This window comes from Saccharicrinis sp. GN24d3, assembly GCF_052400645.1.
Classification (GTDB): Bacteria; Bacteroidota; Bacteroidia; order Bacteroidales; family Marinilabiliaceae; genus Saccharicrinis.
Genome location: NZ_JBQTGI010000001.1, coordinates 374,810 through 389,270, shown reverse-complemented (window position 1 = coordinate 389,270; position 14,461 = coordinate 374,810). Strand labels below are relative to the sequence as shown.

Below are 14,461 nucleotides of genomic sequence, written 5' to 3'. Positions count from 1 at the left end.
CCAAACGTATAAATCTAAAAAACAAGAAATGAAAAGTACATCTATAATGGTAATAATTACATTCCTTCTTTTACTAATTACAAATATAAGTGCCCAAACCTACTTTAACGTTGTCGATTTTGGTGCTAAGGCAGACGGGAAAAACATAGATACCAATGCACTGCAAAATGCCATTGATGCAGCTACCAACAACGGAGGTGGAACCGTTATAATTCCTTCGGGCAAAACGGTAGTCACAGGAACTTTTTATATGAAAGACTATGTGACCCTTAGGGTGGAAAACGGAGCCATACTTCAAGGAAGCTCCAACATGGCCGATTATGGTAATGACACCCATAAAAATATGTACAAGAATGAACCTCATATGAACAAGTGTTTGATTTATGCCGAGGATGCCAAATCATTTGCTTTTGAAGGACATGGGGTAATTGATGGAAACGGTCATACCAAGTATTTTACCCGGAAAACAGGTCGCCCTATGTTGATGCGCTTTAAAAACTGCGATAAAATTCATATGCGGGATATCACTCTGATTAATCCTGCTGCCTGGACTTCCGCTTGGTTGTATTGCAACGAAATTGTAGTAGAAGGCATTCGTATCCATAGTCGCTCCAATGGCAATGGCGATGGCCTTGACTTTGACGGGTGCACCAATATTCGTGTTTCAAACAGTTCATTTGATAACAGCGATGATTGTATTTGCCTACAAGCCTCTTTGCCGGATAAGCCATGTAAAGATGTTGTTATCAGCAACTGTGTATTCGAAACAAAATGGGGAGGAATGCGAATCGGTCTGCTTTCACGTGGAGATTTTGAATCGGTAACCGTGACCAACTGTACGTTTAAAAACATTAAGGACAGCGGACTTAAAATTCAAATGAATGAAGGAGGAAGCATGAAAAACATGGTATTCTCAAATCTGGTAATGAAAAACGTCCCTCGCCCTATCTTTATGACTTTTGCTCAGCAAAAGGCTTGTGTAGATGCGCCTGAAGAAATGTATCCCATGAAAGAGATGAAAAACTTCACCTTTCAGAATATTATTGCCGACAATACAGAACTTGATAAAAACTCTGCGTTCTTTTTAACCGGAATGCCCGGAAAATACATAGAAAATGTAATTATTAAAGATGTTCAATTTTTCGTTTCAGGTGGCGGGACCAAGGAAGATGCCAAAAAAAACGACCACAATGAATATACGTTGGAGGTACTGGAAGGCTGGTGGCCTGAATTTAGTCGGGTTGGAACTTTGCCTGCTTCCGGGATGTTTTTACGCCATATGAAAAATGTGCATGTAGATAATTTTCATCTACATATTACAGGGGAAGATGCTCGTAAACCCGTCGTATTTAAAGATGTGGTAAATAGCACATTATCTAATACTTACGCCAACAATAAAAAAGTAAAGCTATAAAAAAACGTAAAACCCGCCACGAATCGCTAAAACCGTAAGATAGCATAGCTTTCGTTGCGCTATCCTTTGCGTACTCTGGGGTAAAAAAATAAAAAAACATGCAAAAAGTACTTACATTAATTTTATTCATATCTTTTTTCACAGTTAATATTTCCGCCCAACCTGTTCCTCTTTGGGAGAAAGGAAAAATACCTAACCACCAAAAATCGAAAGGGAAAGCGTTTATCCCCAAACGTGATATTATTTTTATAACAAACGTGCAGGCACCCACCATTGAGGTCCTTTTACCGTCGAAACAAAGTGCCAATGGAATGGCTGTATTAATATGCCCGGGCGGGGGATATGGCGGGGTTTCGTACGATTGGGAAGGAACCGATGTTGCCAAATGGTTAAACGGCAGGGGTATTGCTGCATTCGTTTTAAAATATCGTATGCCACAAGCCGAATCGGTAATTACCTCGCATAAAGCCCCATTGCAAGATGCGCAACGCGCGATGAGATACATTCGTCATTACGCAGAGAAATTCAACATCGACAAAAACAAAGTAGGTGTGATGGGGTTTTCTGCCGGTGGACACCTGGCCTCTGCCTTGGGAACGCACTTCGAACGAGCCTATTACAAAAGCAAGGACGATATGGATAACGAAATGATCCGTCCCGATTTTATGATGTTGATTTATCCTGTTATCAGTATGCAAAAAGTTATTACTCACTATGGTTCCAGAAAGCATCTGCTTGGAGAAAACCCATCCGACGAATTGGTTACTGAATTCTCCAGTGAGTTACAAGTATGCGAAAAAACACCGCCTACTTTTATTTTACATTCTGGCGATGATAAAGCTGTGCCTGTAGAAAACTCAATAAGGATGTATCAGGCTTTGGTAAAACACAAAGTATCTGCCACCATGCATATATACCCTACTGGCGGTCATGGATATGGACTAGGAAAAAGCCGCATTGCTGCACCAGACTGGACTAAATTAGCTGAGGAGTGGCTGGAAAAACAGACAATGAGGTAAATTATAATAGACTTGCAGATTTTATATTCAACATCTTAACCTCTCCCAAACGCTACGAAAAATTTTACAGAAACCTGAGATAAAACATAACAAATGAAAAATTTAATTTACCTGGGTGTTACCCTTTGGATATTCCTTTACTCTTGTCAACCTCAACCTAAGGTGGCCAACATACTCAATTATGGCGCAGCAGCAGATAGCCTTACCTTAAACAGCACCGCTATTCAAAATGCGATTGACGATTGTAATGCTGCCGGAGGTGGAACTGTTGTAATACCTGCCGGAGCATTTATTTCGGGAACTGTTCTTTTAAAAGATAATGTTACCCTTCATCTTGAAAAAGGAGCACAGTTAATTGGTAGCAAGAACCCCAAGGATTACATCACTATCGATCCATTTACCGATGCGGTCAACCAAGTCAGAGGAAAATGTTTAGTGGGAGCCGAAAATGCCAGCAATATTGCTATTACCGGGGAGGGAACTATTGTAGGAAGAGGTCAGCTTTTTAAGCGGCCCGAACTCTTAAAAACCATGACAGAAATTGGCGTTGACAAGAGTCAACTACAAGACTTTGCAAACAACCGTCCATTCCTAATTCGTTTGGTAAAATCAAAAAACATAAAAGTTGAAGGCGTGCGGTTAAGACATCCAGCCGCCTGGACTTTGCACATTTTTCAGTGCGAAGGAATTTTGGTAGATGGCATAGACATCTATTCGCATGCCCATAAAAACAACGATGGAATAGATTTAGATTCGAGTAGGGATGCCATTATCCGCAATTGCAACATAGACAGTGGCGACGATGCAGTTTGTATCAAAAGTACCTCTCCCATGCCTACCCGGGATGTAATTGTGAGTCATTGCGTCCTGAAAAGCGATTGGGGCACCATCAAATTCGGTACGGAATCCATGGGAGATTTTAAAAACATTACCATTGATAATTGTACCATCCATGATACCCGGGGAGGAGGCATTAAAATACTTAGTATGGATGGTGCCAATATCGACAGCATTACCATTAGTAACATCACCATGGAAAATGTGGAGATGCCCATTTTTATTCGATTGGGCGAACGTTTGCGAACCTATCGCAATGCTCCGAAGCAAAAAGTGGGATCTATCGATAATATCGTCATCAATAATGTGATCGCCACCATAAGAGATACAGCCAACTGTCGCATAAACCCGCCTACAGGAATTTTAATGACCGGAACGACCAATCATCGCATCGGAAAAGTCACACTTCATAATATCGACATCATGTTACCCGGACATGGAACTGCAGAAATGAGCACAAACGTAGTAGCTGAAGATGAAACCCGCTATCCTGAATTTAGCTTTTTTGGCGTTCTTCCTGCCGGCAGCATGTTTGCCCGTCATATCGAAAAACTCGAAACACATGCATTGAATTTCTCCTATACCTCGGAAGATAAAAGAGAACGTATCATCCTAGACGACGTAGTTGAAGAGATCACGCATTAGATAACGCAGACCGGAAATCAGAAATTGGAGACCGGAGAATGGAAAAGCAGGAAGTAACCCGTTTACTGACGACAGCTACACTGCAGTGCTGAGCGCAGAGAGCAATGAATTGTAAGCGGTGAGATCTGAATACAACACCCAAAAACTAAGTGCCACATTAACAATAAACTGACAATGATTTATAAACAAGCTAAGTAAATTAATATGAAAATAAAACATCTACTAAAATGGAGCTTCGCATTGCTACTCTGCTCTATTACATTTAACACTTTTGCTAAAAAAGCAAAGAAACCAAACGTACTGGTCATTTATACCGATGACCATCGTTATACCGGAATACATGCTCTGGGTGGTCAGGCTGTGCGGACGCCCAATATGGATCAGCTTGCTCACTCAGGTATAGTATTTACCAACGCTTATCTGATGGGAGCTTTTACAGGAGCAACATGCGTTCCAAGTAGAGCTATGCTTTTAACAGGTCGTCAACTATTCAAGTTAGATGGTGTCGGAAAGAGTATTCCTAAAGAGCACACTACCATTGGAGAAGCTTTTGGTAACGCAGGGTATACCACCCATATGGTGGGTAAATGGCATCAGGATAATCCATCTTTAGCACGTTCTTTTGATGACGGGGACTGTGTGATGAGCCGTGGTGTTTATCTGGTCGATCATTGGAGAATGCCGCTGTGGGACTGGAAAAAGGATGGTAATTACAAGAAAACAGAGGGTTGGCTATTGGAGTATGACGAGAACGGCAACGAAGTGAAAAGGCTCATTGATTTAAAAAACGATAAAAGAGGACCAACAGGAACTGAAAAAGACGGTCCGCATACTTCTGAGATTTTCGCCCGAAATGCCATTAAGTTTATCCAGGAGTACGATGAGAAAGCGCCTTATTTTATGTACCTGGCATTTCATGCACCGCACGACCCTCGCCAGGCCCCGCAAAAGTACAAAGATATGTATCCCGAAAAGGATATTACGCTTACCCCATCCTATATGCCACAACATCCTTTTGATAACGGACATTTGTTTTTGCGCGACGAAGAACTGGGCCCCTGGCCTCGAACACCTGAAGTAGCCAGAAAACACTTATCGGATTACTATGCCATTATCACACATTTAGATGCTCAAATAGGTAAAGTAATATTAGCGCTTAAAGCATCTGGACAGTACGACAATACGATTATTGTTCTTGCAGGCGATAGTGGTTTAGGTGTTGGAAACCATGGCTTGTTGGGCAAACAGAACGTTTATGATGAAGACGGCGTTCATGTGCCCTTAATTATTTCAGGTGGAGCTGTTAAGCAAGAAGGAGTTCGACTGGATGCCTATTGTTATATCCACGACATCTTCCCTACGGTTTGCGACCTGGCCAAAATTAAAAAACCAGCCTCAGTAACCGGAAAGAGTTTATTGCCTGTCATCAATGGCGAACAAGAACAAGTGCGTGATTTTACCTATCATGCTTACCGGCAACACCAACGGGCTTACAGAAAAGGTGATTACAAATTGTTGGAATTTGTTAAGGCTCCGGATAAAGACTGGAAATTGGGAGAACTAACTAGAGGTTCAAGAACCACTTTGTTGTTTAATATTAAGAACGATCCATGGGAAACCACCAACCTGGCCTTCCTGCCCCAATACTTTGACCTGGTAAAAAGCATGCAAAAAGAAATGAAGGAAAAAGCGGTTAAACTGGGAGATGATAATGCCAATACAGGAGAGCAGTTCGACTTCTGGGATTACCGGTAATGAACATACGTGGTGACTACCTGTGTCTTGCCAATGGTCACCACGTGCGTTATCATTCATTTCTTTTAAGAATAATAAAGATATACAAACTCAATATGGCGGCAAACAAACACCAAACAGAAATCATATATTTTAGGTAAAATACTTTTGAAACCACAAAGAACAACAACATCAACATCCCCATATAATTGATTTGCCTGTTGCTTGAGAAGACAAACGGAAAAGCCGCCGGTAACAGATAAAAAATTCCGCTCCACCAGTTGGTGCTTTTAAAATGGCCAACGGTATAAAATATATGCTGTTGGTCTATTTGTGCAGTAACATCGTAAGCCACCATTCTATATCCCAACAATAAAAACAGGGCTATCCCCAGGGACAACGAGCCAGTTATCAATTGTTTTCTTCGTTTATTTTTCTCTATTAGCAAGGTGGATAGCGGAACCCAAACCGGCCAAATAAGTTGCGCAAATATGAGAAATCCAAAAGTTGCCGGAGACTCCCAGTATCTATATTCAGGATGCTGTAAAGCAAGCCACAAACATCCTTCAAAGAATTGCTGAACGCCAAACAACAAAGGAATCATAGCAAAAAAAAGTTGCTCCTTTTTAGTGCTTTTTTTAATGGCTATTACCCCTACCGTGGAAATAACTGCACTGGCGCCAAAACTTACCTCAGCTGAAAAACACATCGTTTAAAATTTCCCCTTAAAATACAGAAAGAATTCTATGATTCAACATAAAATAAGAAAAGTATGGTTTGAACTTTTTATATTCGCATCCATACAATTATTTATGGATGAAATAATACTACTTACCGATGGAAGCTACCATCCGCAATCGCACATTGGCTACGGTGCTTATCTTGCAATATATCAACCATATACCTGTTTGAATACATTAAAAGAGCATGTAAACGTAAGACGCTTCGAAAACACTTCTTCAACAAAACTGGAACTTCAAACCCTTTTATGGGCCTTGACCGAAATAGAACCAGAAGGTGCTAAAGTCATTATTTACACCGACTCTCAAAATATAATCGGACTACCGGGACGACGCCAACGTTTGGAACGAAACAATTACCTCAATAAGAAAGGTGAACTCATTAAAAACCACGATTTATACCAGGAATTTTACAGCATTACCGATGTGCTGGATTGTGATTTCATTAAAATCAAAGGACATAAGACCGAAAATGCCAAAACTGAGATAGATAAACTCTTTACTTTAGTTGACAGAACCTCTAGAAAAGCGCTTAGGGAGAATAGGCTATAAATAAAGAGAATAGGAAAAAGCTTGGAAGAATGTTCTCCGATCCTTTAACATTTTTAATCAATCCCTCGCATTAGTATAATACGAGGTGTCAGTTTTGTATCCTCTTGAGCCTGGTCTAAAATAGAACTTAAATGGACAACAGGGTAATTAATATGGTAGATAGTAGCCCAACCATAAATATGATAACCGATAACAATAATATTCTTTGTTTTATAGTAATGATCTTGCCCAAAAAATAAAGGTCTGTAATTAATTCATCATATACTCTTTCACCCGTACTCATAATTCTATTAAACTCGTTTCTAAATTCTGTCAAGCTTTGTTTGGAGAAATTTTCTGCATATAGAGTTCCTTTATAGCCGCTTTTCCTGAAGCTCTTTCCTATGTACCTGTGCGGCAACATACTCGCAATGGCGAAAACCATGGACAGCATGCTGCAAATCACCAATATTTTCAAAGAAATACTGTGTTCTGTAATATGAGCCTCCAGGTTCAGGATTTGAATTCCGAAAAGTAGAGAGGTAATAATGGAATTTACGGTAAGCACAATTCTTGCTTTATTGTCAACCATTTTCAACAGGTTATAATGGTTTTTGCTGACGGTTCTAAATAGTGTTTGAATCCCACGGGAGTCGTACTTATGCAGCTTTTCGTTCATGGCTTTTTTTTTCATGGGTATCAGTGTTTTGTTGTCAAAGTTTTATAACTTACTTATTGTATTTCAACATTTTAATGGCTATAAATTTTAGCTCTTGTCACATGATATCGTTGTCGTAAAGTTTTGTGGTAAGAAAAATATCAGTTCTATAAAAACGATCTTTGGTAACTATGCTGTTTTTACTTAAGTTGTTTTTCTATAACTCCAAACCGCCAAGCCACTCATTACAATAGCGTAAGACAGTGTTTTTATGGCCAATGGAAAAATGTCAGCAAAGCCGGAACCTTTGAGCATTACCATCCGTATGATTTCTACAAAGTATTTAATGGGATTAAACTCTGTAACAACTTGTGCCCATTTAGGCATACTCTCAATAGGAGTAAATAAACCGCTCATCAATATAAATATCACCACAAAAAACCAGGCAATGAACATGGCTTGTTGCTGTGTGTCCGTATAGTTGGAGATAAACAGACCCATGCCTAAAATCACTAATATATAAACCGATGTATAGGCATAGAGCAGCACCAAATTGCCCAGTATTGGTGTGTTGAATATAACTTTGGCAAGGATCAAGCCAATGGTTAACAGCCCCATACCCAGCACCCAAAAAGGAAAGAGCTTACCTATAATAAAGTGATGTTTTTTTATGGGTGTTACATTGATCTGTTCCAATGTTCCTATTTCTTTTTCCCTGACAATGTTCATTCCGGATAAAAACAGGGTAATCATGGTGACGAGCAATACCAGGATACCCGGCACCATGAAGGTTTTGTAGTTTAAGGTGTTGTTGTACCAAAACAATGGAATACTTTCTATGCTGTTTGGTTTTTCACCTCTATCAGAGACCTGTATCAAATCCGTTCCTATATTTCTGTTGTAGCGCTGTATTATTTGCGTGACATATACATTTATAACACCTGCTGCCGAACCATCAATGGCATCAATAAACACGCCGATGTCGTTGGTCTTGTTTTTTTGTAGATCTCGTTCAAAATGGGTAGGTATATTTAAATACGCATCAATTGTTCCATCCTGCATCGCCATGGAAGCTTCTTTTTCGGAAGAAAACCTGTTGGAAACGTTAAAATAAATCGAGGCTTCAAATTGTTCTATCAACCCTCTGGATATGCTGCTGTTATCGGCATCCACATAGCCAAATATTATATTTTTTATTTCGTAAGTAGCCGCATTGGATAAAATGACCAATTGTAGTACAGGCAAAACAAAGATGATGGGAAGCATACCCTTGTTTCTGAAGATTTGCTTAAACTCCTTTTTTATGATGTACAGTATTACTTTCATATTACTCCAATCTAATTTTATATTTTTTTACACTTACCCCTACAAACAGTAAGGTCATCAACAGTAGGATCAAGGTTTCTTTTAGAATATAACCTATCCCTATGCCTTTTAGCATTATACCTTTTACAATAATGATAAACCACTTTGCAGGTATGATGTTGCTGATAACCTGAAGCGGCACAGGCATACTGCTAATCGGGAAAATAAACCCGGAAAGTAAAATGGTGGGCAGCATCAAGCCCATTAGTGAAATCATCATAGCGGTTTGCTGTGTTGCCGATATGGTTGAGATTAGTATTCCTAAAGCCAGTGATGTGACGATGAACAATATGCTTTCAATCCCTAGCAAGAATAAGCTGCCATTTACCGGCACATTAAAAACGAAAATGCTCAACACGACTATTACAACAGCATTGATAACGGATAGAAAGATATAGGGAAACACTTTTCCTATAATAACCTGAAATGGTTTTAAGGGCGAAACCAATAAAATTTCCATTGTGCCTTGTTCTTTTTCGCGGGTAATGGATATAGAGGTCATCATTGCCGATACCAACATCAAAATAACAGTCATTACACCGGGAACAAACATATAAACACTTTTCAGCTCGGCATTATAAACCATTCTGCTCTGGGGAACAATCTGGTAATCAACGGAAACACCTTTGTTTAATTCCTGTTGATAATTTTTAAGTATAGATGAAATGTAATTGCTAATGGTACTGGCCATATTAGGATCTGTGGCGTCGGCAAGCACTTGTACCGTTGCCTGTTTATCTTTGATGATTTTGTTACCAAAGTCGTTTTCAAATTGAAGAACTGCTTTTACTTTACCTTTTTTGAATATAGATTCGATGGATGACTCCTGCTGAATAATATCTGCAATGGTAAAATGTTTTGATGCCGATATTTTATGGATAATTTCTCTGGTAGTTGCATCATGGGACTGGTCAAGAATAGCAATATCTACGTTATTGATTTCGTTGGTAATGGCAAAGCCAAACAATAATATTTGTGCTATTGGCATTCCAAATAATATAAATAAAGAGCGTTTATCGCGAAATATGTGATAAAACTCTTTTCTCACAAAACCTACAAATCTTTTCATCCTCGGGCCAATTTTAAAAACACATCGTTCATGGTGTCTGTTTTATAATGTTCCTTTAGTTTTTTCGGGGTATCCAGCGCTTCAATTTTGCCATTGACCATGATGGAAACACGATCGCAATATTCAGCCTCATCCATATAGTGGGTAGTGACAAAAATTGTGGTTCCGTTATGGGCTGCCTTATAGATCATTTCCCAAAACTGGCGACGGGTAATAGGATCTACGCCTCCTGTGGGCTCATCCAAAAAAACAATTTTCGGGTCGTGCAGCAAGGAAACCGAAAATGCCAACTTTTGTTTCCATCCCAGTGGCAATGAGGCCACCAGACTGTTGGTGACATCCTGGAGTCCCAATTCCTCCACGAGTTCGCAACGTTTTTGGTCTATTTGTTTTTTCGACAATCCATAAATACCTCCAAAAAAGGTAATGTTCTCCTTTACGGTCAAGTCATCATATAAGGCAAACTTTTGGCTCATATAACCGATATTTTTTTTGATGGATTCGGCTTCTTTGTACACATCAAAACCAGCCACGGTTGCTTTTCCCGAGGTAGGGGAAGATATGCCTATAAGCATTTTCATGGCAGTGGTTTTTCCAGCTCCATTTGCGCCCAAAAAGCCAAAAATCTCTCCTGCGTTTACCTGAAAACTGATCCGGTTCACAGCCACGAAGTCACCAAATAACTTGCTCAAATCTTCTACTTGTATAACATAGTTGTTTTTCATCATCTGGCTAATTCCATAAAAGTGTCCTCTATGGTTGGACTGGTTTTTTCAATGTGTATATCTGAAAGTTGCTGTTGTGCTAAATAGTCTCTTAAACTTACTTCGTCAAGTATTTCACGTGTATCGGTATAATGCACGAATTCACCAAAAGGGTATACGCTATAGGTGTGTTCGTAATTTGTTAAACTCACGATGAGACGATGCATATTATGGGCACTGATATTATAAATAGGCTTTGGGAAATGGTTTATGATAGTTTTCGGGGAATCTATTTCAAGTATGTTGCCATCTTGAATTAAAGCTATGCGGTCGCATAACGCAGCCTCATCCATGTATGGTGTGGAAACCAGGATTGTAATACCTTTTGTTTGAAGGCGTTTGAGCATTTCCCAAAATTCTTTTCTCGATACAGGGTCGACTCCCGTAGTGGGTTCATCCAGGAACAACACTTTAGGTTTGTGTATCAAGGCACAACTTAAGGCGAGTTTTTGTTTCATTCCGCCGGAGAGTTTGCCTGCTCTGCGATTTTTAAAAGGTTCAATTTGCACGTAGATATCCTTTACCAAATCATAGTTATCTTTGATGGTAGTGCCAAAGATAGTAGCGAAAAAATTCAGGTTTTCCTCTACCGTTAGGTCTTGATAAAGAGAAAAACGGCCCGGCATATATCCTACACTGTTCCTGATTGATTTGTAATCGTTAAGCACATCGTAACCTGCTACAGTGGCCTGTCCTTTATCAGCTATCAACAGTGTTGTAAGTATGCGGAACAAGGTGGTTTTACCAGCACCATCCGGTCCTATCAGCCCAAATAGTTCACCGGGTTTTACCTCAAAAGAAATTTTTGACAATGCGGTTACCTTACCATAGGATTTCGATATGTTGGAGACAGAAATACTCATTGCAGATTGTTTAACCACATTTCGGCCGGCATTCCTATTTTAAGACTGCCATCATTTTTTACTTGCACCTTTACCGCATACACCAGGGCTACTCGCTCTTCTTTGGTTTGAATAATCTTAGGTGTAAACTCGGCTTCCGAAGCTATCCAGCTAATTTTGCCGTCGTACGATTTCATTCCATCCCGGTCATCTATTTTAACGCTTACCTTTTTGCCTATGGTGACACTTGCCAATTGGGTTTCGCTAACATAAACACGCAGTTCCATGGTCGATAAGTCGGCAATTTTATATAACGGTTTACCGAAAGTTACAATTTCATTGGGTTCAGCGTATTTTGACAGCACCGTGCCTTTTATTGGGTTGAGTATTATGCTCTTTGCAATCTGGTCGTTGAGTTGTTGCAGCTGTACACCGATGCCTTTAATTTCGTTAACAAAGGGTGCATTTTGTATTTCAATGCTGCGGATACTGTTTTTTAAAACCGCTATTTCACCATCTACATCATCCAGCTGCTTTTGTGTTCCGGCATGGTCTTTTATTAAATTTTCAATTCTTGTTTTATTGGTACTGGCGGTTGTCAGTTTTGCTTGTAACACATCTATCTGTGACAAAACACCTTTAGACTTGGCATATGTCACATCTTTTTGTACCAGAAGCTGTTCTTTTTTTAAATGAAGCGGAATAGTATCTATATAGCCAATACGTTCATTTTGCTCTATCACGGAGCCCTCATCAATATTAAACACGATTAGTTTTCCGGTGTTTTCGGCCGATACGGTTATTTCGGTAGCTTCAAAATTTCCGTAGCCGTCAGCTTTATTTCCTTTCTTGCTGCAAGCCGAAAAAAGCGTGGCAACAAGTATAAAAAGTAGTGTGTTTAGTTTCATTGTATTTTTATTTAGTATTGCCTTTTAAGGTATTGTAATTTGCTTTGGCTAATTCCAACTTTGTTTTATGTTGATTGAACAAATTTTCTGTTTCGTATAGTTTGGTAAGCTCAGTGATGTATTCGGATGTTGTAATAACGCCGTTCTTCAATTGAGATTCGAAGGAGTTAACTACTTTTTCCTGTAAGGAGATAAGCTGTTGGTCGATAGCAACCGTGCTTTCCAGGGTTTCTATTTCCTTTTGTTGCTCATCCAAAGCTGTGTTCGTGTTCAGTCTGAAAACTTCTTCCTGGTTGTTTATCAATTCTTTTGAATAATCCAGTGCTAGTCTTTGTTTCTTATTGCCGTTCCAGTCAAATAGGTTCCAGTTTAACTTTAAGCCAACAATGTAATACGACTTAAAATCATTTTCCAACATATTCAGTCCCGGATTTCCGTAGCCTCCGGTTGCAAATCCTTTAAGCTCGGGCGCTAATGATTTGGAGAGTATATTTTGGTGTTGTTCCACCTCTTGTTTTTGCAAGCTGAACAAGCCTAATTCAGGTCTGCTTAGCGCTTGGTCATCAATCAATGTTATCAGGGGTTCTTCAAATTCCGTCTGCAGGCCAAGGGAAATCCCGGTTAATGATGATAAAGATGAAATTAGCTTTGACTTGTTGTTGGTAACTTCTTTGGTTTGTTGCAAAATTTTCAACAATTCAGCTTCAATAACTAAATCTGAAGTAGGTTTCAAAACACCGTTTTTTATCCCGGACCTCACCTCCTTTAATTTACTTTTTAATTGCTGTTTTCTCACATTGAGCAATTTAGATTGGTCATCAGTCAGCAGTATTGAAAAATAAAGTAGATTGACCCGTTGTTTTAGTGGATACAGGTTTACTTCAACCTCTTGGAGTTTCCTGTCGGCACTAATATTTTGTAGACTTTTTGATGCCTTTATTTTTCCGCCATTGTATATGAGCTGGTTGGCTGTAAGGGTGGCCCGATATTGATCATTGTTCAGAGGCACTAAATCAATATTGGGCAACGGAACTTCGGTAACATCACTCTGATAGGTTGCCTGGGCACTAAGATTAAGCTGAGGCAGGGTCTTCGCCTTAATAACCGAAAGCTCAACCTCTTTTTGTTGTTGTACAATAGAACGTTGCTTAACAAGAGGGTAGTTTGCCTTTAAACCCTCATAACATTCGTTTAAACTAATGATGTTTTGGGAATATCCTAAATTCGTGGTTAAAAATAATATGCCAAACAGATATATTGTTTTCATGGGTTTATTTTTTTATCGCATTGATTATGAAATCGGACACCTCATCCTTTCGAGCTTCCAACAACGACCTATAATCCTTGTCATCAGCATTTGTAAACGCCTTAATCAGGGGTGATGCTATGAATGGGAATATATTTAAGGACAAGATGTTGATAAATAGTTGTTCGGCACTAATTTGTTGTATTGAACCATTTTCAACTTCCTCGTGCACCTGCTCCTTAAACTTATCGATGTTAAATAAGGACGAATTGTTATTTATATTTTCAATAAACATCGGGTTTCGGTTAATTTCCTGAATAATAAAATTGGGCAAATAAGGATGCTTGATAAAAAAACTGACATAGTTATGGGTGAATTTTTTTATTTTTTCCTCTAAAGTGGTATCCTCGTTTAGTACGGTGTTTAGTTGCGGAGCCAAAAGCGAAAAAGCCTTTTTAAATACCGCTTCAAATAAAAGCTGTTTGCTTCTGTAATAATAATGCAGCATAGCTTTGTTAATACTTGCTTTATCCGCTATCTCCTGCATCCGGGCACCATCCATTCCTTTAGCTTCGAATATTTGTTGTGCTGCTTTTAATATCCGTTCTTCCGTTTTATTGTCTTTGTGTTTTGTCATCTTATTGCTGGTGTCGACTAATTGGTTTAACCATATGGTTGATAAAGTTACA

The 14,461-nt window shown here is 39.2% G+C and carries 14 protein-coding genes; 5 read left to right on the top strand and 9 right to left on the bottom strand.

Going from position 1 to position 14,461, the window contains the following annotated elements:
* Window positions 1-28 precede the first annotated feature (28 nt).
* From ACT29I_RS01220 to ACT29I_RS01205, 4 genes are all read left to right on the top strand, one after another.
* Window positions 29-1,414 (top strand): glycoside hydrolase family 28 protein, encoded by a 1,386-nt coding sequence (locus tag ACT29I_RS01220; protein ID WP_430934341.1) that lies wholly within the window; start codon window positions 29-31, stop codon window positions 1,412-1,414.
* Window positions 1,415-1,512: 98 nt separating this feature from the next.
* Complete coding sequence (locus ACT29I_RS01215) at window positions 1,513-2,433, top strand: alpha/beta hydrolase (RefSeq protein WP_430934340.1); 921 nt, start codon at window positions 1,513-1,515, stop codon at window positions 2,431-2,433.
* A gap of 93 nt (window positions 2,434-2,526) precedes the next feature.
* Entirely contained in the window at window positions 2,527-3,915 is a 1,389-nt protein-coding gene (locus ACT29I_RS01210; RefSeq protein WP_430934339.1) for a glycoside hydrolase family 28 protein, read from the top strand.
* Window positions 3,916-4,119: 204 nt separating this feature from the next.
* Window positions 4,120-5,670 carry a sulfatase-like hydrolase/transferase gene (locus ACT29I_RS01205; protein ID WP_430934338.1) on the top strand — a complete coding sequence of 517 codons (1,551 nt, stop codon included), beginning with the start codon at window positions 4,120-4,122 and terminating at the stop codon, window positions 5,668-5,670.
* A 52-nt stretch (window positions 5,671-5,722) separates the two neighbouring features.
* Here ACT29I_RS01205 and ACT29I_RS01200 read toward each other — a convergent pair whose 3' ends face one another.
* Complete coding sequence (locus ACT29I_RS01200; RefSeq protein ID WP_444792517.1) at window positions 5,723-6,358, bottom strand: DUF6629 family protein; 636 nt, start codon at window positions 6,356-6,358, stop codon at window positions 5,723-5,725.
* Between the two features lie 103 nt (window positions 6,359-6,461).
* Between ACT29I_RS01200 and ACT29I_RS01195 the strand changes: the two genes are divergently transcribed.
* Entirely contained in the window at window positions 6,462-6,941 is a 480-nt protein-coding gene (locus ACT29I_RS01195; RefSeq protein WP_444792516.1) for a ribonuclease HI, read from the top strand.
* 127 nt (window positions 6,942-7,068) lie between these two features.
* Here the strand turns inward: ACT29I_RS01195 and ACT29I_RS01190 are convergent, their stop codons facing one another.
* The 8 genes from ACT29I_RS01190 to ACT29I_RS01155 all read right to left on the bottom strand — a co-directional run bounded on the left by ACT29I_RS01190 (window position 7,069) and on the right by ACT29I_RS01155 (window position 14,409).
* Window positions 7,069-7,614: a Pycsar system effector family protein gene (locus ACT29I_RS01190; RefSeq protein WP_430934335.1), complete on the bottom strand. Its 546-nt coding sequence runs from the start codon at window positions 7,612-7,614 to the stop codon at window positions 7,069-7,071.
* 168 nt (window positions 7,615-7,782) lie between these two features.
* Window positions 7,783-8,904 (bottom strand): ABC transporter permease, encoded by a 1,122-nt coding sequence (locus ACT29I_RS01185; RefSeq protein WP_444792515.1) that lies wholly within the window; start codon window positions 8,902-8,904, stop codon window positions 7,783-7,785.
* Between the two features lies 1 nt (window position 8,905).
* Window positions 8,906-10,012 carry an ABC transporter permease gene (locus ACT29I_RS01180; RefSeq protein ID WP_430934333.1) on the bottom strand — a complete coding sequence of 369 codons (1,107 nt, stop codon included), beginning with the start codon at window positions 10,010-10,012 and terminating at the stop codon, window positions 8,906-8,908.
* Window positions 10,009-10,740, bottom strand: a complete 732-nt coding sequence (locus ACT29I_RS01175; RefSeq protein ID WP_430934332.1) for an ABC transporter ATP-binding protein — start codon at window positions 10,738-10,740, stop codon at window positions 10,009-10,011. The genes ACT29I_RS01180 and ACT29I_RS01175 overlap by 4 nt, the downstream gene beginning before the upstream one ends.
* Complete coding sequence (locus ACT29I_RS01170; RefSeq protein ID WP_430934331.1) at window positions 10,737-11,639, bottom strand: ABC transporter ATP-binding protein; 903 nt, start codon at window positions 11,637-11,639, stop codon at window positions 10,737-10,739. The genes ACT29I_RS01175 and ACT29I_RS01170 overlap by 4 nt, the downstream gene beginning before the upstream one ends.
* Complete coding sequence (locus tag ACT29I_RS01165; RefSeq protein ID WP_430934330.1) at window positions 11,636-12,526, bottom strand: HlyD family secretion protein; 891 nt, start codon at window positions 12,524-12,526, stop codon at window positions 11,636-11,638. Before ACT29I_RS01165 ends, ACT29I_RS01170 begins: the two co-directional genes overlap by 4 nt.
* A gap of 7 nt (window positions 12,527-12,533) precedes the next feature.
* The gene (locus tag ACT29I_RS01160) at window positions 12,534-13,793 is read right to left on the bottom strand and encodes a TolC family protein (protein WP_430934329.1); all 1,260 of its coding nucleotides are present in this window, start codon (window positions 13,791-13,793) and stop codon (window positions 12,534-12,536) included.
* Window positions 13,794-13,797: 4 nt separating this feature from the next.
* Window positions 13,798-14,409 (bottom strand): TetR/AcrR family transcriptional regulator, encoded by a 612-nt coding sequence (locus ACT29I_RS01155; protein WP_430934328.1) that lies wholly within the window; start codon window positions 14,407-14,409, stop codon window positions 13,798-13,800.
* Window positions 14,410-14,461: the final 52 nt, after the last annotated feature.